17 protein-coding genes are annotated in these 20,189 nt (G+C 46.0%); 16 read left to right on the top strand and 1 reads right to left on the bottom strand.

All coding sequences use genetic code 11. The annotated features are described in order from the left end of the window. Positions 1-78: 78 nt before the first annotated feature. The 11 genes from F9802_RS07045 (at position 79) to F9802_RS06995 (ending at position 14,237) form a co-directional block, all read left to right on the top strand. Entirely contained in the window at positions 79-2,292 is a 2,214-nt protein-coding gene (locus F9802_RS07045) for a heterodisulfide reductase-related iron-sulfur binding cluster (RefSeq protein WP_152150463.1), read from the top strand. A gap of 222 nt (positions 2,293-2,514) precedes the next feature. Beyond that, positions 2,515-3,693 (top strand): acetyl-CoA C-acetyltransferase, encoded by a 1,179-nt coding sequence (locus tag F9802_RS07040; RefSeq protein ID WP_152150462.1) that lies wholly within the window; start codon positions 2,515-2,517, stop codon positions 3,691-3,693. Further along, a complete protein-coding gene (locus F9802_RS07035; protein WP_152150461.1) occupies positions 3,683-3,883 on the top strand; it encodes a hypothetical protein in 201 nt (66 codons plus the stop codon). Before F9802_RS07040 ends, F9802_RS07035 begins: the two co-directional genes overlap by 11 nt. A 96-nt stretch (positions 3,884-3,979) precedes the next feature. Then, positions 3,980-4,831, top strand: coding sequence for a 3-hydroxybutyryl-CoA dehydrogenase (locus tag F9802_RS07030; RefSeq protein ID WP_152150460.1), 852 nt, complete (start codon positions 3,980-3,982; stop codon positions 4,829-4,831). Positions 4,832-4,864: 33 nt separating this feature from the next. Beyond that, a complete protein-coding gene (locus F9802_RS07025; protein WP_152150459.1) occupies positions 4,865-6,001 on the top strand; it encodes an acyl-CoA dehydrogenase in 1,137 nt (378 codons plus the stop codon). A gap of 14 nt (positions 6,002-6,015) precedes the next feature. After that, positions 6,016-7,155 (top strand): acyl-CoA dehydrogenase, encoded by a 1,140-nt coding sequence (locus F9802_RS07020; RefSeq protein ID WP_152150458.1) that lies wholly within the window; start codon positions 6,016-6,018, stop codon positions 7,153-7,155. Between the two features lie 281 nt (positions 7,156-7,436). After that, positions 7,437-8,075: a TetR/AcrR family transcriptional regulator gene (locus F9802_RS07015; RefSeq protein ID WP_225435217.1), complete on the top strand. Its 639-nt coding sequence runs from the start codon at positions 7,437-7,439 to the stop codon at positions 8,073-8,075. A 12-nt stretch (positions 8,076-8,087) separates the two neighbouring features. Next, positions 8,088-11,357 (top strand): fused isobutyryl-CoA mutase/GTPase IcmF, encoded by a 3,270-nt coding sequence (gene icmF / locus F9802_RS07010; protein WP_152150456.1) that lies wholly within the window; start codon positions 8,088-8,090, stop codon positions 11,355-11,357. 215 nt (positions 11,358-11,572) lie between these two features. Continuing rightward, positions 11,573-11,800, top strand: a complete 228-nt coding sequence (locus F9802_RS07005) for a hypothetical protein (protein ID WP_152150455.1) — start codon at positions 11,573-11,575, stop codon at positions 11,798-11,800. Positions 11,801-11,892: 92 nt separating this feature from the next. After that, complete coding sequence (gene rpoE / locus F9802_RS07000) at positions 11,893-12,441, top strand: DNA-directed RNA polymerase subunit delta (RefSeq protein ID WP_152150454.1); 549 nt, start codon at positions 11,893-11,895, stop codon at positions 12,439-12,441. A 197-nt stretch (positions 12,442-12,638) separates the two neighbouring features. Next, positions 12,639-14,237, top strand: coding sequence for a CTP synthase (locus F9802_RS06995; RefSeq protein WP_152150453.1), 1,599 nt, complete (start codon positions 12,639-12,641; stop codon positions 14,235-14,237). 117 nt (positions 14,238-14,354) lie between these two features. On the opposite strand, the gene F9802_RS06990 is transcribed toward F9802_RS06995, so the two are convergent. After that, on the bottom strand, positions 14,355-14,876 hold the full coding sequence (locus F9802_RS06990) for a DUF2529 domain-containing protein (RefSeq protein WP_152150452.1): 522 nt from the start codon (positions 14,874-14,876) through the stop codon (positions 14,355-14,357). A 361-nt stretch (positions 14,877-15,237) separates the two neighbouring features. Between F9802_RS06990 and F9802_RS06985 the strand changes: the two genes are divergently transcribed. From F9802_RS06985 to glpX, 5 genes are all read left to right on the top strand, one after another. Continuing rightward, positions 15,238-15,600 (top strand): response regulator, encoded by a 363-nt coding sequence (locus F9802_RS06985; protein WP_152150451.1) that lies wholly within the window; start codon positions 15,238-15,240, stop codon positions 15,598-15,600. A 267-nt stretch (positions 15,601-15,867) separates the two neighbouring features. Continuing rightward, positions 15,868-16,731, top strand: coding sequence for a class II fructose-bisphosphate aldolase (locus tag F9802_RS06980; protein ID WP_152150450.1), 864 nt, complete (start codon positions 15,868-15,870; stop codon positions 16,729-16,731). 118 nt (positions 16,732-16,849) lie between these two features. Then, positions 16,850-17,497: a fructose-6-phosphate aldolase gene (fsa, locus tag F9802_RS06975; protein ID WP_152150449.1), complete on the top strand. Its 648-nt coding sequence runs from the start codon at positions 16,850-16,852 to the stop codon at positions 17,495-17,497. Between the two features lie 125 nt (positions 17,498-17,622). Beyond that, the gene (locus F9802_RS06970) at positions 17,623-18,906 is read left to right on the top strand and encodes a UDP-N-acetylglucosamine 1-carboxyvinyltransferase (protein ID WP_152150448.1); all 1,284 of its coding nucleotides are present in this window, start codon (positions 17,623-17,625) and stop codon (positions 18,904-18,906) included. Positions 18,907-19,008: 102 nt separating this feature from the next. Beyond that, positions 19,009-19,974 carry a class II fructose-bisphosphatase gene (gene glpX, locus F9802_RS06965; RefSeq protein ID WP_152150447.1) on the top strand — a complete coding sequence of 322 codons (966 nt, stop codon included), beginning with the start codon at positions 19,009-19,011 and terminating at the stop codon, positions 19,972-19,974. Positions 19,975-20,189: the final 215 nt, after the last annotated feature.

The following is a 20,189-nucleotide window of genomic DNA, read 5'->3' as shown; positions in this document are numbered from 1 at the left end:
TAAACATTCTGAATAGTATTATTGTTTTGACGAAGGGGAAAAGATGCACGCATCTTGGAAAGGAGTGCAAGAGGGAGAATGAATGGACTGTTGTGGGTCAACTTAATTGCCGCCATTATTGTAATCGCTTATGGAGTTTATTTGTTCACATACTTACTGAAAACCCGTTACGAATACATTAAGTTAGGCAAAAAAGAATCGTTTGATGACGATGTAAAAGAACGGTTAAGAAATGTTTGGGTATTCGCTTTCGGCCAGAAGAAGCTGCTGAAAGACAAAAAGAGCGGAATTATTCATGTCATGTTTTTCTATGGATTTCTGCTCGTACAGCTCGGAGCGATTGATTTTATTATTAAAGGCATTGTGCCGGGCGCCCACTTGCCGCTTGGACCGCTGTACGGAGGGTTTAAATTTTTCCAGGAGTTCGTCACTTTAATGATTCTAGTGGCGGTCGTCTGGGCATTTCACCGCCGCTATGTAGAAAAGCTCGTCCGCTTAAAGCGCGGCTGGAAAAACGGGCTCGTCCTTATTTTTATCGGCCTGCTCATGCTGTCCGTCTTAATTGGAAACGGCATGGACTTAGTATGGCATGAAGGATCTGGAGTCCACTGGACAGGCATTGAGCCGGTCGCATCAGCGATTGCTGTCGCTTTTTCATGGATTGGCACGAATGCTGCGGTTGCCTTTTTCTACGTTTCATGGTGGGTGCATTTAATCGTGTTACTGGCGTTCCTTGTGTACGTGCCGCAATCCAAGCATGCTCACTTAATCGCTGGCCCAGTGAATACGTATTTTCATCGTTTGGACCGTCCAGGCAAACTGAAACCGATTGACTTTGAAGATGAGTCGCAGGAATCATTCGGCGTCGGGAAGATTCAGGACTTCAACCAATTACAGATGATCGATTTTTATGCGTGTGTTGAGTGCGGACGCTGTACAAATATGTGTCCGGCAACCGGCACAGGCAAAATGCTGTCGCCGATGGACTTGATCGTAAAGCTGCGTGACCATTTAACGAATACGGGAGCAGCGGTCACTTCTCAGCAGCCGTGGGTACCTGCGTTTGCTTTCTCGAACACGAAGGGAAATCAGCTCGCACTAGCCAGTGCTGCACAAGGCGGAGGGGCAGAAGTGGCTGCTGATCTTTATAGCCCGAGCTTGATTGGCGATGTCATTACCGAAGAAGAGATTTGGGCATGTACGACGTGCCGCAACTGTGAAGATCAGTGCCCGGTCATGAACGAACACGTCGATAAAATCATCGACCTGCGCCGTTACCTCGTGTTAACAGAAGGGAAAATGGATCCAGAAGCCCAGCGCGCGATGCAAAGCATTGAACGCCAGGGAAATCCGTGGGGGCTGAACCGGAAAGAAAAAGAAAACTGGCGCGAGCTGCGTGACGATGTGCACGTGCCGACCGTGAAAGAAATGAAAAAAGCAGGCGAAGAGTTCGAATATTTGCTGTGGGTCGGCTCCATGGGGGCGTTTGACAACCGCAGCCAGAAAATTGCACTTTCATTTGCGAAATTGTTAAATGAAGCGGATGTGAAATTTGCGATTCTCGGCAACAAAGAGAAAAACTCCGGAGACACGCCGCGCCGCCTCGGGAACGAATTTTTATTTCAGGAGCTGGCGGCAGCGAACATTGCGGAATTTGAGAAAAATGACGTGAAGAAAATCGTCACGATCGACCCGCATGCGTACAATATTTTCAAAAATGAATATTCGGATATGGGTTTCACCGCAGAAGTGTACCACCACACGGAACTTTTAGACCAACTCGTGAAAGAGGGACGCTTGAAACCGCAATATCCTGTGAACGAAACAATCACGTTCCACGATTCGTGCTATCTCGGCCGTTATAACGATGTGTACGATCCACCGCGTGAAATCTTGAAATCTATCCCGGGCGTCAAGCTCGTTGAAATGGAACGCCGCCGGGAAACGGGCATGTGCTGTGGAGCCGGCGGAGGCTTAATGTGGATGGAAGAAGACACCGGCCACCGCGTCAACGTCGCCCGCACGGAGCAGGCGCTGGCGGTCAGTCCGTCCGTCATCAGCTCCGGCTGTCCGTACTGTCTGACGATGCTGTCTGACGGGACGAAAGCGAAAGAAGTGGAAGAAACAGTGGCGACATACGATGTGGCCGAACTGCTCGAAAAAGCCATTTTCGGTCCGCAAAAGGCATCTGAACCTCCGGAAGACGACACGCCGGAAACCGGGCAAGTCGAAGAGCAACAGGAAGCAGTCGTTGCTGAAATGGCTTCCGCCGAAGAAAAAGAACAAAAGTAAAGAAAAATAGAGCAAAGAGGGGCAACCGTCTCTTGTTCCGTAAATTAATTTTGAATTTTCTTTATTATTATTTAATTTTTCATTCATTTATTTTACAATAAAGAATATGAGAGTTAATAAGGGGACCTAGGTCCCTTTCCTTGCGACTGTCCCTCGAGCGAGCGTTCAGTCGTAAGTTTGGAAACGTTTTCTTTATGAATAAAGACGAAGGGGGAATTGATCATGGCAAAAACAGTAATTATTGATGGAGCCCGCACACCTTTTGGAAAATTCGGTGGGGGGTTAAGCGTTTTATCAGCATCGCAGCTTGGAGGAATTGCGATCAAAGAAGCCTTGAACCGTTCAGGCGTCAGCCCGGAACAAGTAGATGAAGTTATTTTTGGAAATGTCCTGCAGGCAGGGCAGGGACAAATTCCTTCTAGACAGGCGGCAAGAGAAGCAGGCATTCCGTGGGAAGTTAAAACCGAAACCATTAATAAAGTATGCGCATCCGGCTTGCGAAGCGTTACACTTGCCGATCAAATTATTCGTGCTGGTGATGAAGAGGTAATTGTAGCAGGCGGCATGGAATCGATGTCCAACGTTCCATATGCTCTTCCGAAAGGCCGCTGGGGCATGCGCATGGGAGACGCGTCAATGGTCGATTTAATGGTTCATGACGGCTTATCATGCAGCTTTACCGGCGTTCATATGGGGAGCTACGGCAACGATACAGCTGAAGAACTTGGTTTATCGAGAGAAGAACAGGATGAGTGGGCTGTACGCAGCCACGAGAAAGCAATAGCAGCCATTGAGTCCGGCAGACTGGCAGAAGAAATTGTTGCAGTGGAAGTGCCGCAGCGAAAAGGCGATTCAATTAAAGTAGAGCAGGACGAAGCACCACGCAAGGATACGAAAAAAGACGTACTGGCGAAGCTGCGTCCAGCATTTGGCAAAGACGGGACGATTACAGCCGGCAATGCGCCGGGCATTAACGACGGAGCAGGCGCGCTCGTGTTAATGAGCGATGAGCGGGCTGCAAAAGAAGGAAAAACACCATTAGCAACAGTCATCGGGCATGCTGAAGTAGCTGTTGAAGCGAAGAAATTCCCGCAAACTCCTGGACTCGTCATCAATGAAATGTTGAAAAAAACTGGCAAATCACTGCAAGACATTGACTTATTTGAAGTAAACGAAGCCTTCGCTGCCGTCGCACTTGCCAGCGGTAAAGTTGCCGGCCTTGATCCCGAAAGAGTCAATGTTAACGGCGGAGCCATCGCACTCGGTCACCCAATTGGCGCAAGCGGCGCAAGAATCATCCTCACACTCGCTTACGAACTAAAAAGAAGAGGCGGCGGAATCGGCATCGCAGCCATCTGCAGCGGAAGCGGCCAAGGCGACGCCATCATGATTGAAGTCTAGAAAAGCGGAAGCGCCTGTTCTGCCCCGACAAGCAAATGTTCTTTCTCCAAAGAAGTCGCTCTTCGACTTCATTGAAGAAAGGTTATTTGACCTCGAGGGGCAAGGCGCTGCAGCTGGACAAAAGAAAAGCGGAAGCGCCTGTTCTGCCCCGACAAGCAAATGTTCTTTCTCCAAAGAAGTCGTTCTTTGACTTCATTGGAGGAGGGTTATTTGACCTCGAGGGGGAAGGGGGGAAGGCGCTGCAGCTGGATAGTAGAAAAACACTTTGAGTATGGGAGGGAAAAAGATGACAGTGAAAAAACTGATGGTCATTGGAGCCGGACAGATGGGTTCAGGAATTGCCCAAGTTTGTGCCCAAGCCGGCTATGAAGTGCTTTTAAACGACTTAAAAGATGAATTAGTAGGACGCGGTCTTGGTGTGATTGAGAAAAATCTTTTCCGCCAAGTGCAAAAAGAACGCATAACAAGCCAGGAAAAAGACGAAGTGATCAGCCGGATTTCTCGGTCGACGGACTTGCAAGACGCAAATGACGTCGATCTCGTCATTGAAGCGGCAGTAGAAAGTATGGATATTAAACGCAAAATCTTTGCCCAATTGGACGAAATTACGCCGGAGCACACGATTCTTGCAACGAATACGTCTTCCTTGCCGATTACAGAAATTGCGGCAGCGACGAAGCGGCCGGAAAAAGTCATCGGCATGCATTTTATGAATCCGGTGCCGGTCATGAAGCTCGTTGAAATTATCCGCGGGCTGGCGACAGCGGATGAGGTCTACCAAACAATTGAAGACATGACGAATACACTTGCAAAAGTGCCGGTCGAAGTAAATGATTTTCCAGGTTTTGTTTCCAACCGAATTTTAATGCCAATGATCAATGAAGCTATTTATACGCTGTATGAAGGGGTAGCGACGAAAGAAGCGATCGATGAAGTGATGAAGCTCGGTATGAACCATCCGATGGGCCCGCTCACACTTGCTGATTTTATCGGACTCGACACGTGCCTGTACATTATGGAAACACTGCATGACGGCTTTGGTGATGATAAATATCGTCCGTGCCCGTTGCTTCGCAAATATGTAAAAGCCGGCTGGCTCGGCAAAAAGTCGGGACGCGGGTTCTACACATACGAATAAGGCGCTTATTTTGAACAACAGGAGGAAAAAAATATGGAATTGCGTTTTTCGGAAGAGCAGCAGATGATGCGTAAAATGGTGAAAGATTTTGCGGAAAGCGAAATCGCTCCATTTGTCGAACGAATGGAAAAAGGGGAATTTCCACGTGAACTGATTGGGAAAATGGCTGAGCTTGGCTTGATGGGGATTACCATTCCGGAAGAATACGGCGGCAGTGAAATGGACTTTGTTTCTTATATCATTGCGATCAATGAACTGTCAAAAGTTAGTGCTACGATCGGGGTCATTTTATCAGTTCACACATCTGTCGGCACGAATCCAATTCTTTATTTTGGCACCGAAGAACAAAAGCGTAAATACGTAACAAAACTTGCGGCAGGGGAGTATTTAGGGGCATTTTGCTTAACTGAACCGGGCGCCGGATCAGACGCTGCAAGCTTAAAAGCCAAAGCGGTCAAACAAGGGGATCACTATATTATTAACGGATCAAAAGTGTTCATTACGAACGGGGGAGAAGCGGATACATATATCGTCTTTGCTTCGACCAACCCGGAAGCAGGAGGCAGAGGTGTATCTGCATTCATCGTGGAAAAAGACACGCCGGGATTAATTGTCGGCAAAGACGAACATAAAATGGGCCTTCACGGCTCACGCACGGTGCAGCTGACATTTGAAGATATGAGAGTGCCGGCAGAAAATCTGCTTGGCAATGAAGGTGAAGGATTTAAAATTGCGATGGCCAATCTTGATGTCGGCCGCATCGGCATTGCTGCCCAGGCGTTGGGGATCGCCGAAGCAGCTTTAAAAGAAGCAATAGAATACGCAAAAGAACGCAAGCAGTTCGGCAAGCCGATTGCCGCGCAGCAAGGACTTGCTTTTAAGCTCGCAGATATGGCGACAAGTGTAGAGGCAGCGAGACTGCTAGTTTACAGAGCCGCGGGTTTGCGCGCAAAAGGACTTCCTTGCGGAAAAGAAGCGTCCATGGCAAAGCTGTTTGCATCAAAAACAGCAGTCGATGCAGCGATCGAAGCGGTACAGGTGCACGGAGGCTACGGTTACACGAAAGATTATGCAGTAGAACGGTTTTTCAGAGACGCAAAAGTGACAGAAATTTATGAAGGCACGAGTGAAATTCAAAAAATGGTAATCGGTAAGCACTTAATCAAATAAAGGCGGGGAATAAAATGAACTTCCAACTAACAGAAGAACATGAAATGATTCGCAAGATGGTACGCGACTTTGCTAAAAAGGAAGTTGAGCCGACAGCAGCAGAGCGCGACGAAGAAGAACGCTTTGATATGAACCTTTTTCATAAAATGGCGGAACTCGGCTTAACGGGCATTCCTTGGCCCGAAGAATACGGCGGCATCGGCAGCGACTATTTAGCTTACTGCATCGCTGTAGAAGAACTGTCACGTGTCTGCGCGTCAACAGGGGTCACGCTTTCTGCCCACACATCACTCGCCGGTTGGCCAGTCTATAAATTTGGTACAGAAGAACAAAAACAAAAATATTTAAAACCGATGGCGCAAGGGGAAAAAATAGGCGCGTATGGCCTGACAGAGCCGGGTTCCGGTTCAGACGCAGGCGGCATGAAAACGACAGCCCGCTTAGATGGCGATGCATATATTTTAAACGGCTCAAAAATTTTTATTACGAACGGCGGCATCGCTGATATTTATATCGTGTTTGCTTTAACAGACCCGACATCCAAGCAGCGCGGCACAACAGCGTTCATCGTGGAAAAAGACTTTCCGGGCTTTTCCGTCGGCAAAAAAGAACAAAAGCTCGGCATTCGTTCTTCACCAACAACAGAAATCATTTTTGAAGACTGCCGCGTGCCGAAAGAAAATGTCCTCGGCTCAGAAGGCGATGGATTCAAGGTGGCTATGATGACACTGGATGGCGGCCGCAATGGCATCGCTGCTCAAGCCGTTGGCATTGCGCAAGGAGCACTCGATGCTTCCATTGAATACGCAAAAGAACGTAAACAATTCGGTAAGCCGATCGCAGCCAACCAAGGTATTTCCTTTAAACTGGCCGACATGGCAACATCAATCGAAGCCTCCCGCCTGCTCACGTATCAGGCTGCCTGGCTCGAATCTAACAACTTGCCATACGGAAAAGAATCCGCTATGTCCAAACTAATGGCCGGCGACACAGCCATGAAAGTCACAACAGAAGCCGTCCAAATCTTCGGCGGCTACGGATACACAAAAGACTATCCCGTCGAGCGCTACATGCGCGACGCCAAAATCACCCAAATCTACGAAGGCACACAAGAAATACAGAGACTAGTCATCTCAAGAATGGTTACGAAATAAAGAAAAGCGGAGCCGACTGCCCTGGGGCGACAAGCATATGACAGGCTGGCGAAATGGCGTATTTCAGCCATGCAGTCAGACTGGCATATGACCTCGAGCCCCAAGGAGGCGGAGCCAGACAATAAAGAAAAGCGGAAGCGCCTGTCCAGCCGCGACAAGCAAATGTCTGACAGCGAGGAGGCAGTTCTTCAGCCACCACAGCTGACAGCCATTTGACCTCGAGCGGCTAGGCGCTGCAGCTAGACAATAACGTAATGTCCCTATAAAGGCGGTCGATGAAATTGAATGCAAACAAGAGAACAGTGCATGCATCTGTAAAAGATGAACAGTTAATTCAAAAAAGACGTTCCGAAATGATTAAAGGGGCGGTCAATCTTTTTAAGCAAAAGGGGTTTCACCGGACAACGACGAGAGAGATTGCGAAAGCGTCCGGCTTCAGCATCGGCACGCTCTACGAATATATTCGCACAAAAGAGGATGTTCTTTACCTTGTGTGTGACAGCATCTACGATCAAGTAAAAGACCGCTTGCAGCGAATTGATTTGGAAGCGGGGACGCTGGAGAGTTTGAAACTTGGAGTCGGCTATTATTTTAAAGTAGTAGATGATATGCAGGATGAAGTGCTTGTGATGTATCAGGAAGCGAAATCGCTTTCGAAAGATGCGCTGCCGTATGTGCTGAAAAAAGAAATGGACATGGTTAGCATGTTCGAAACGCTCGTCCGCCGTTGCGTGGAAAATCAAGAGCTTGAAATGGATGAACGAACGATTCATATGCTTGCTCAAAACATTTTTGTGCAGGGGCAGATGTGGGGATTCCGCCGCTGGACGCTGCAAAAGTCCTTTACGATTGAAGACTATATTGATTTGCAGACGGATTTACTTTTTTCCGGGATTAATGGATATAAAGCGAAACAATAAGGGGGAGAACATATGGGTCAGACAGTGGAGGTTTATAAACCGAAAAACCATGTTCGTTTCGTAACAGCTTCCAGTCTTTTTGATGGGCATGATGCGTCCATTAATATTATGCGCCGTATTTTACAATCAACCGGCGCAGAAGTAATTCACCTAGGCCATAACCGCTCAGTGGAAGAGGTTGTAAACGCCGCCATTCAAGAAGATGTACAGGGGATTGCCATTTCTTCTTATCAGGGCGGCCACGTGGAATACTTTAAGTACATGTATGATTTGTTAAAAGAAAAAGGCTGCTCCCACATCCGTTTATACGGGGGTGGGGGCGGAGTTATTATTCCACGGGAAATAAAAGAACTGCATGATTATGGGATTGCCCGCATTTTTTCTCCGGAAGACGGAAGGGTCAATGGCTTGCAGGGCATGATTAACCGAATGATGGAAGAATGTGATTTTTCCACAGTTACAGGCACGGTTGAAGAAGAAGTCATTAAATTGCAAACGGGTGACGTCACTGCTGTATCAAAATTGATTTCACTTGCTGAAAATCAAATTGATGCAGACGAAGATAAAAAAGCAGAAGCGAAAGCCGTTTTTGATCAAATTCAATCGATGGGCAGCCAAGCACCAGTCATTGGGATTACCGGTACAGGAGGAGCGGGAAAAAGTTCCTTAACAGATGAGTTGATCCGCCGATTCATCAATGAGCTGCCAGATAAAAAGATCGCTGTTTTATCGGTAGATCCGACGAAGCAAAAAACAGGCGGAGCTTTGCTTGGCGACCGCATTCGGATGAATGCTATTTTTTCCGACCGCGTATTTATGCGGAGCCTCGCTACGCGTAATTCCCGTTCCGAGCTTTCGCTGGCTATTAAAGATGCCATCAACGTGGCTAAAGCGGCAGGTTATGATTTAGTGGTTGTGGAGACGAGCGGAATTGGTCAGGGAGACGCAGAAATTACAGAAATTTCTGATCTGTCCATGTATGTAATGACGAGTGAATTCGGTGCGCCATCGCAACTTGAAAAAATTGACATGATTGACTATGCCGATTTAATTGTCATTAATAAATTTGAAAGAAAAGGATCCGAAGATGCGAAGCGCCAAGTGCAAAAGCAATATCAGCGCAGCCGCAATTTGTTTAATGAGCCTTTGGACAATATGCCGGTGTATGGAACGATTGCCAGCCAGTTCAACGATCAGGGCACAAATGCTTTATTTGCCGCACTTATAGAAACGATCAACGAAAAAGCAGGGACAGAATGGAAAGTTTCATTCAGCAAAGAAGTCGACGTGGAAAAACAAAACGTCATTATTCCGAATGACCGCCGCTACTATTTGCGTGAAATTACGGAAACGGTGCGCCGCTACCATCAGCAAGCCGAAGAGCAAGTGCGCATCGCCCGCCGTTTGTTCCAGCTGGAAGGCGCATTGGAGGAAGCAAAAGCTAATGAAGCCGGGGACGAAGTGATTCGCCCGCTTGAAACATTCAAAGCAGCTGTGGAAGGTCAGTTGACGGCTGAGTCTAAAAAAGTGCTTGCTGGCTGGAATGAACTGAAAGAAAAGTATTCAGGCTCCGAATATGTCACAACTGTCCGCGGCAAAGAAATTGTTACTGAACTGACGACGATCAGCTTGTCAGGGCTCGAAATTCCGAAAGTGGTGCTGCCGAAGTTTATGGATTACGGAGAAATTCTCCGCTGGGTGTACAAAGAAAACGTACCGGGATCATTTCCATATACAGCAGGGGTTTTCCCGTTCAAACGAAAAGGGGAAGACCCGAAACGGCAATTTGCCGGGGAAGGCACGCCGGAGAGAACGAACCGCCGCTTCCATTACTTATCAAAAGACGATGATGCGAAACGATTAAGCACTGCGTTTGATTCGGTGACTCTGTATGGAGAAGACCCGGACCATCGTCCAGATATTTTCGGGAAAGTCGGCGAGAGCGGCGTCAGCGTTTGTACACTTGCAGATATGAAAAAATTGTATGACGGCTTCAACTTGTGCCTTCCGTCCACGTCTGTTTCAATGACGATTAACGGGCCGGCGCCGATTATTTTAGCGATGTTTATGAATACAGCGATTGACCAGCAAGTGAAGATAAAAGAAGAAGAACTTGGCCGTACATTGACGGCCGAAGAATTCACGAACGTACGAGCGCAAACTCTGCAAACAGTCCGTGGAACGGTGCAGGCCGACATTTTAAAAGAAGACCAGGGACAAAATACGTGTATTTTCTCTACGGAATTTGCCCTCCGCATGATGGGCGACATTCAACAGTATTTTATTGATCATTCCGTGCGAAATTACTATTCTGTCTCGATTTCCGGCTACCACATCGCTGAAGCAGGCGCCAATCCGATTTCTCAGCTTGCTTTTACGCTGGCGAACGGGTTCACGTATGTTGAGTACTATTTAAGCCGCGGCATGCATATTGATGATTTTGCACCAAACTTATCTTTCTTTTTCTCTAACGGCCTCGATCCCGAGTATACAGTCATTGGCCGCGTAGCCCGCAGAATTTGGGCAACGGCAATGCGCGGTAAATACGGAGCGAATGAGAGGTCGCAAAAGTTGAAGTACCATGTCCAGACCTCAGGCCGCTCGCTGCATGCCCAGGAAATCGATTTTAATGACATTCGGACGACATTGCAGGCGCTAATGGCTTTGCAGGATAACTGCAACTCTCTTCACACGAATGCTTATGACGAAGCGATCACGACGCCGACGGAAGAATCTGTGCGTCGGGCGATGGCTATTCAGCTCATCATTACGAAAGAACATGGCTTATCTAAAAATGAAAATCCGATGCAAGGTTCCTTCGTGATTGAAGAACTAACGGATCTCGTAGAAGAAGCGGTGCTTCAGGAGTTTGAACGCCTGAATGACAGAGGGGGCGTGCTTGGAGCGATGGAAACCCAGTACCAGCGGGGGAAAATCCAGGAGGAATCGATGCATTATGAAATGCTGAAGCATACTGGCGAGCTGCCGATCATCGGTGTCAACACGTACTTAAATCCGAATCCGCCATCTGAAGAAGACATCGACAGCATGGAACTTGCCCGGGCAACGACAGAGGAAAAAGAACATCAAATCAGCGAATTGCGCCGCTTCCAGCAACAAAATGAACGAGAAGCAGAACAAGCGCTCAGCCGTTTAAAAGAAGCGGCTGTCAGCGGAGGCAATATTTTTGCCGAACTGATGGAAACCGTGAAGGCAGCCAGTCTTGGACAAATCACGACCGCTCTTTACGAAGTGGGCGGGCAATACAGAAGAAATATGTAACAAGAAGCAGCCGCAAAAGAAATGGTGCATTTCTTTTGCGGCCTTTTTTTCTTAAAAACGGTTAAGAATGTCAAATAAAGGGCATTTTAAAAAGAAGGATAATTGGTGCGGCACATCGGTTTACAATTCTTTTACTTTGCCGGAACGTTTTTTCTTTTATAATAATTACCGGGAAGTATACAATAGAAAAAGGATAAAAGACGGGATGTGAAAAGATGAAACAAATCATAAACTACATAGTGCTTGGCGCATGTACTTTCATTGCTGTATGGCTGTACCATATGCAGTTGGGAGCTATCTCTTTTATCCTGTTGTCTATTTTCTTGTTTTACCGAGCATTTGCCGAACTAAAACCGAAAAAGAAAGCACTTTGTTCTGAAAAGCCGGAAGAAGAAATTATTGCAGAAAAAACGGCTGAAAAAAAAGCAGAAATCATTACATAACTATGGCATAATGAAAGCATCGATGTTTATAATGAAAAATATGGCCTTTTTCACTCTGGCAGAGTGTGTAAATAGAGAAGGGAAGTGCGGATGTGAATTTGAAGCAATTGTCTACAGAAGAACTAAAAGAAATGGCGTTTATCGAAATCGCCCATGCTATTTTAAAAGAAAGCAAGCAGCCGATTCAATTTCAAGAGATTCTTTCTCAAATTCAGCAATATCAGGAACTGAGCGATGCAGAGTTAAAATCACAGATGATTCAGTTTTACACCGATTTAAATATTGACGGCCGCTTTTATACACTTGGAGAAAATCGTTGGGGCCTGCGTGCATGGTATCCCGTCGACCAGCTCGAAGAAGAAGCAACACCTGCTGTAAAAGCGAAAAAGAAGAAAACGAAAAAAGCAGCAAAAGAAGAGCTTGACTTCGAAGAGGATGAGATCGACGAGCTTGAGGAAATCGAGGAAGATCTTGACTTTGAAGAGGAAGAATTGGATGAAGATTTAGATGATCTGGAAGATGATGAAGTGGAAGAAATCGATGACATTGACGACGATGAGGAAGACGAAGAACTTGAAGAAGAGTTAACAACAGAAGACGAATATGACCTTGAGGAAGATGAGGAAGAAGGTCTAAAATAAAGAATTTTAATCTTCTCTTGACTTCCTTTACCTCAAATTGTAGTATTTTATTTGGGCTCTTTAAAGAGACATGTTTACGTTTATAACGCTCCCATTACTTTTTAAGTAATCGGGGCGTTTTTGCTTTTTGCCCTAATAAAAAAGGTGTATTCGTTTAATAAATAATAGGAACAATAGATTGAAGGGGGCTTTTCAAGTTGACTAAATATATTTTTGTAACAGGCGGGGTTGTTTCTTCTTTAGGTAAAGGGATCACTGCTGCTTCCCTCGGCCGCTTGTTGAAAAACCGTGGATTAAAAGTGACAATCCAAAAGTTTGATCCATACATTAACGTCGATCCGGGAACGATGAGTCCTTATCAGCACGGTGAAGTGTTCGTCACTGATGACGGTGCGGAAACGGATTTGGACTTAGGCCACTACGAGCGTTTCATTGACATTAATTTAAATAAGTACAGCAACGTAACGACCGGCAAAGTTTACTCTACTGTTTTGCGCAAAGAGCGCCGCGGGGAATATTTAGGCGGCACAGTGCAAGTTATTCCGCACATTACGAATGAAATCAAAGACCGCGTTTTTCTTGCCGGGAAAGAAACGAAAGCTGATGTTGTCATTACAGAAATCGGCGGCACGGTTGGAGACATTGAATCATTGCCGTTTTTAGAAGCGATCCGCCAAATCAAAAGTGACGTCGGTTCTGACAATGTGATGTATATTCATTGCACACTCATCCCGTTTTTAAAAGCAGCCGGAGAAATGAAAACAAAACCGACACAGCACAGCGTAAAAGAGCTTCGCAGCCTCGGTATTCAGCCGAATATTATCGTTGTTCGTACCGAGTTGCCAGTTTCACAAGACATGAAAGACAAACTCGCTCTTTTCTGTGATATCGCTCCAGAGGCGGTCATTGAAGCGATGGATGCAGATACGCTTTACGCGGTGCCGCTTTCCCTTCAAGACCAAAAAATGGACGATCTCGTCTGCCGTCACTTAAAACTGCAGTGCCACGATGCAGAAATGGAAGACTGGAGAGCGCTTGTAGACAAAGTCCGCGGCTTAACAAAGAAAACTAGAATTGCCCTCGTCGGAAAATACGTCGAGCTGCAAGATGCCTACATTTCCGTCGTGGAAGCATTGCGCCATGCCGGCTATGCATTTGATGCTGACATTGAAATCGATTGGGTCAACTCGGCTGAATTGCTCGCCGAAAACGTAGAAGAACGCTTAAAAGACGCAGACGGCATTTTAGTGCCGGGCGGTTTTGGCGACCGGGGCATTGCCGGTAAAATAGAAGCTATTAAATATGCACGAGAAAACAATGTTCCGTTATTCGGCATTTGCCTTGGCATGCAGCTTGCTTCTATTGAATACGCACAAAACGTCGTTCGCTTGGAAGGTGCTAATTCATCTGAAATCGATCCGACAACGCCATATCCGGTCATCGACTTGCTGCCGGAACAAAAAGACGTGGAAGACCTTGGCGGCACGCTTCGCCTTGGCTTGTACCCATGCAAACTGCAAGAAGGAACAAAAGCATACGAAGCTTATCAGGACGAAGTAGTGTACGAACGCCATCGCCATCGCTACGAATTCAACAACGAATATCGTGAGCTGATGGAGAAAGAAGGGTTCATCTTCTCTGGCACGAGCCCGGACGGCCGTCTCGTAGAAATCATTGAGCTTAAAGATCACCCATGGTTCGTAGCAGCCCAGTTCCATCCGGAATTCACATCACGCCCAACTCGCCCGCAGCCGCTTTTCCGCGCATTTGTCGAAGCGACTTTGGCTGGTAAATAAGAAAAATGGAAAAGCCTTTAAAGCAGGACGCTTTAAAGGCTTTTTTTTGCGGTAGTGATGCATAAATAAACGAATTCATTCTTTGTTGACTGCAAATATGTGCATACGGCAGCTATTTCAGTCTTGGTCTTGTAAAATTTCATCAATTGTCAGTTTCAGTAAAAAGTAAATGTACAGCGCAGCGATGCTTGACGGGAAGCCGGTGCGGCCGCCTGTTTCATCAGGAAGCAGACCTTTAATGAGTTTCGTGTCGATAAAAACATCCGCAAGTGTGGCTAGTGACACTTCTTCCGTTGACACAGCGCCGGCTACAGCAACAAAGGGAATGTGTTTTTCTTGAAGGGCAGATGCGGCAGCTAACGCTTCGGGATCATTGGTGAAGCGGCTGACAAGGAGGACGCGGTCGCTCTCGGTGATCTCATCTGCTGTTTTGAAAGGCTGGCAGTGGGTGAGCGGCTCAGCGCCGGTCATCGCTTCTGCCTCAACAGCTGTCATTTCCTGAATTCCTTGTATGTAAATCCGGCCTTCACCCACCATTGCCTGCGCGAGAAGTCGGGCGCCATCTTCAATATTATAAGCTTCTTTATCGGCAATCCGCTGAAACAGACCATTTAATTGAGTTGTAAACATTTTTAGCATCGTTCTGCCTCCTTATTTGTGAGTACATTATACATATCTTTCAACTGCGCGGCAAAAATGAAACTTTCACCGGGTGCATCCCGCCAAAGCGCCTGGAAGAAACTTTTTTCGCTTTACTAAACTTAGGGCGTAATAAGGAGAAAGAATAGTTAATCATTTTTAAGTTTAAAAGAGACATAGCGGCCAAAGCGTGCAAATCTTAAGAGCTTCTTTAGTCAAAGTTCTGCAAGAATTTACATCTGTAGGCAGGAATTTTGTGTGTTGAACAAGAATTATAGTAAATAGCTGGATAAAGTATTCTTTAATTTTTAATTTTTATTTTTAAACATATAAAGTGAATCCAGAGCAGGGGGAGAGGCAATTGAGTGGGAAAATACTTATTGTGGACGATCAGTTTGGCATACGTATTTTATTAAATGAAGTTTTGCAAAAAGAAGGGTACGAAACATTTCAAGCCGCAAACGGAGTGCAGGCTCTTGAAATTGTCGATAACCATTCACCTGATTTAGTCTTGCTGGATATGAAAATTCCAGGTATGGACGGCATTGAAATTTTAAAAAGAATGAAAGAAAAAGACAGCAGCATCCGGGTAATTATCATGACAGCTTATGGGGAACTGGACATGATTCAAAAAGCAAGGGACTTGGGAGCGCTTACGCATTTTGCTAAGCCGTTTGACATAGACGATATTCGGACAACCGTGAAGGAATACATATTTTCTTGAGAGATAACCGGTCACCTTTACGTTGGTAAAGGGCCGGTTATTTTGGTATGATACAAATGTAAATTTATTCGTAAGCCTAAAACAGGTTACATACTTTAGTTTATCAAGGAGCAGGAAAAATGTAATTTAGCTGCCCTTGATAGATCTGTTTTAAAGAGATAGAGTGTCAGCAGACTTAAGTATTATGGCTTTTTGATAAAGTCAGTTGGCTGAATTAGCTGTTTGTGTTATAAATATCTATATTTTTAAAATAGGAGGAAAATAATTATGCCTTTAGTTTCCATGACGGATATGCTTAATAAAGCAAAAGAAGAAAAGTATGCTGTGGGACAATTTAATTTGAATAACCTTGAATTCACGCAAGCGATTTTACAGGCAGCTGAAGAAGAAAAATCACCAGTTATTCTTGGTGTTTCTGAAGGCGCAGCGCGTTACATGGGCGGCTTCAAATTTGTAGTGACCATGGTCGAAGCATTAATGGAAGAATACGAAGTTTCTGTGCCGGTAGCGATCCATTTGGACCACGGTTCCAGCTTTGAAATGTGTGCTAAAGCAATTCAAGCTGGCTTCACATCCGTGATGATCGATGGTTCTCACCATCCACTTGAGCAAAACATTGCTTTAACGAAAAAAGTAGTAGAACTTGCTCATATTCATGGTGTATCTGTCGAAGCAGAGCTTGGCCGTATTGGCGGTCAGGAAGACGACCTTGTGGTGGATGACGCTGAAGCGGCTTACGCAATTCCGGCAGAATGTGACCAATTAGTTCGTGAAACAGGCGTTGACTGCTTTGCTCCAGCACTTGGATCTGTGCATGGACCATACAAAGGCGAACCGAACCTCGGATTTGACCGGATGGAAGAAGTCATGAATTTAACAGGCATTCCGCTCGTTCTTCACGGCGGCACGGGGATTCCGACGAAAGATATTCAACGTGCTATCTCACTTGGAACAGCGAAAATCAACGTTAACACAGAAAACCAAATCGCTTCAGCGAAAGCGGTACGCGAAGTACTAGCAGAAAAACCGGATTTATACGATCCGCGCAAATACTTGGGACCTGCCCGCGATGCGATCAAAGAAACAGTTAAAGGAAAAATGCGCGAATTCGGTTCATCTGGCAAAGCGTAAACAAAACCCGTTCATTTACAAAGATGCATATTAGAAGCCGCCTTATAAAAATAAGGCGGCTTTGTACTAAAAATTCATTCAGCCCAAACGCTGCTACATTTAAAGGAGAGACAATTTTATGAAATTATTTATCGATACAGCAAATATGGAAGAAATCAAAGAAGCTCATTCTTGGGGTATTTTATCAGGCGTGACAACGAATCCGTCCTTAGTGGCGAAAGAAACAGTTCCCTTTCATGACCGTCTTCGCGAAATCACAGATTTAGTAAGCGAGTCTGTCAGTGCGGAAGTGATTGCGCTTGATGCAGAAGGAATGATTGAGGAAGGCCGCGAATTGGCGAAAATTGCGCCAAACATTACAGTAAAAGTGCCGATGACTCCGGAAGGGATGAAAGCAGTAGCTGTTTTTGCAAAAGAAGGCATTAAAACAAATGTTACGCTTGTATTCAGTGCTAACCAGGCATTGCTTGCAGCGAGAGCAGGGGCTTCCTATGTTTCTCCATTTTTAGGCCGCCTGGATGATATCGGACACAACGGCTTGGATCTAATTGAAACAATCTCTTCTATTTTTGCCATTCACGGCATTGAAACTGAAATTATCGCCGCTTCAATCCGCCATCCGCAGCACGTTACAGATGCAGCTTTGCGAGGCGCCCATATTTCAACTGTTCCATTTAAAGTGTTGAAGCAAATGTACAACCATCCATTGACGGACAAAGGCATCGAAGCATTCCTTGCTGACTGGGAAAAACGTCAATCAAAATAAAATTTCATTTTTTTACATGATTTTACTACATTGGGATAAACTAATACTATTCAAATAGCTGTCAGCACATCATGAAATAATTCTTTTTCGATGCTTAGCCAGTGCGTGAAAGAAGGGAGCAGAAAATGGAAAAGCTGAAAATTGTAGGAGGCCGGCCTTTAAAAGGAACGATTAAAGTGGACGGGGCGAAAAACAGTGCAGTTGCTTTAGTTCCGGCTACGATTTTAGCGGAGTCTCCAGTAACAATTGAAGGGCTGCCCGACATTTCCGATATTCATATGCTGAAAGGGCTGCTCGAGGAAATCGGAGGAAGTGTCACCTTTGAAAACGGCGAAATGGTCGTTGACCCAGAGAAGATGGTGGCAATGCCGCTTCCAAATGGTAAAGTAAAAAAACTGCGCGCCTCCTACTATTTAATGGGTGCCATGCTCGGAAAGTTTAAAAAAGCGGTCATCGGTTTGCCTGGGGGCTGTCATTTAGGACCGCGTCCGATCGACCAGCATATAAAAGGGTTTGAAGCCCTTGGAGCCGAAGTGACAAACGAACAAGGCGCCATTTATTTGCGAGCCAATGAATTGCGGGGAGCAAGAATTTATTTGGATGTTGTTAGCGTCGGTGCCACGATCAATATTATGTTGGCTGCTGTGAAAGCAAAAGGACGGACAGTCATTGAAAACGCGGCGAAAGAGCCGGAAATTATTGACGTTGCTACACTGTTAAACAACATGGGCGCGAAAATCAAAGGCGCTGGAACGGATATTATTCGCATTGAAGGTGTGGACAAGCTTGCCGGCTGCCGCCATACGATCATTCCAGACCGGATTGAAGCAGGGACGTTTATGATTTTAGCAGCGGCTGCTGGCGAAGGAGTCGTTGTCGACAACGTTATACCGCTCCATTTAGAATCATTGACAGCCAAGCTGCGGGAAATGAACGTGCCAGTGGAAATCGGTGATGATAAGGTGTTTGTCGGCAAAGCCGAGCAGTTAAAAGCGGTCGATATTAAAACGCTCGTTTATCCAGGGTTTCCAACGGATTTGCAGCAGCCATTTACGACTCTTTTAACAAAAGCAGAAGGGTCGGCAATCGTCACGGATACGATTTACTCTGCCCGTTTTAAACATATCGACGAACTGCGAAGAATGAACGCCAGCATGAAAGTAGAAGGAAGATCAGCCATTATAAATGGGCCGCTCAAGCTTCACGGGGCGAAAGTAAAAGCGAGCGACTTGCGGGCAGGAGCTGCTCTCGTCATAGCAGGGTTAATGGCGGAAGGTATAACAGAAGTGACAGGACTTGAGCACATCGATAGAGGCTACAGCCTGCTTGTAGAAAAGTTGAGCCGCCTTGGTGCAGAGATTTGGCGCGAAGAACTGTCGGAGGAAGAACTTGAACAAATAAAAAGCTGATGAATTCTTCCACGCAATTTCCTTTTAATGTGTTACAATATATGTGTTAATTATGTTATACCAATTAAAAATCGCAGTTGTAATACGGGAGGAAAATATAAAATGGAAAGAAGTTTATCAATGGAGCTTGTCCGTGTTACGGAAGCCGCTGCTTTATCTTCCGCACGCTGGATGGGACGAGGAAAGAAAAATGAAGCGGACGATGCGGCCACTACTGCCATGCGTGATGTATTCGATACGATTCCGATGAAAGGAACGGTCGTAATCGGAGAAGGCGAAATGGACGAAGCTCCGATGCTTTATATCGGAGAAAAACTCGGCACAGGCTACGGACCGCGCGTAGACGTAGCGGTTGATCCGCTGGAAGGCACGAACATCGTCGCTTCAGGCGGCTGGAATGCGTTAGCAGTCCTCGCTGTAGCAGACCATGGCAACTTGTTGCATGCACCTGATATGTATATGGATAAAATTGCGGTAGGGCCTGAAGCGGTCGGTCAAATTGACATTAACGCTTCCGTCCTTGACAACTTGAAAGCTGTGGCAAAAGCGAAAAATAAAAACATTGAGGATGTAGTGGCGACGGTATTAAACCGCCCGCGCCATGAGGAAATCATCGCTCAATTGCGCGATGCAGGCGCCCGCATTAAATTAATTAATGACGGCGACGTAGCAGGTGCGATCAACACCGCTTTTGACCAAACAGGCGTCGATATTTTATTCGGCTCCGGCGGCGCTCCTGAAGGCGTCATCGCAGCGGTTGCGTTAAAATGTCTCGGCGGAGAAATTCAAGGACGACTGCTCCCGCAAAACGAAGCAGAAATTAAACGGTGCGAAGGCATGGGCATTAATGTGAAAAACGTGCTTCGCATGGAAGACCTCGTCCGCGGTGATGATGCTATTTTTGCCGCGACTGGCGTAACAGACGGCGAGTTAATGCGCGGTGTCCAATTTAAAGGATCATATGGCGAAACACATTCTGTCGTCATGAGAGCAAAATCAGGAACGGTTCGCTTTGTCGACGGCCGCCACAGCCTGAAGAAAAAACCAAACTTAGTCATGAAATCTTAATACAGACATTATTCTAAATTAATTAATTGACAGCAAGCGGGCTTTCACCGGAAACAACCGGTTTGCAGCCTGCTTCTGCTGTTTAACATGCCACTACCAAAATCACTGCTTTAAAATCGCAACCAGTGTAACATTCCCTCCTTTTTCAATCGAACATTGCCACAACCAACCCGAGAGGTTAAAATAGATATTATTTTAAGAAAAGCGGAGCCGAC

The organism is Bacillus aerolatus (genome assembly GCF_009183655.1).
In the GTDB taxonomy this organism is placed as follows: Bacteria; Bacillota; Bacilli; order Bacillales; family Domibacillaceae; genus Pseudobacillus; species Pseudobacillus aerolatus.
The sequence above is the reverse complement of the archived record's forward strand: the minus strand, read 5'-3'. Positions and strand labels throughout refer to the sequence as shown.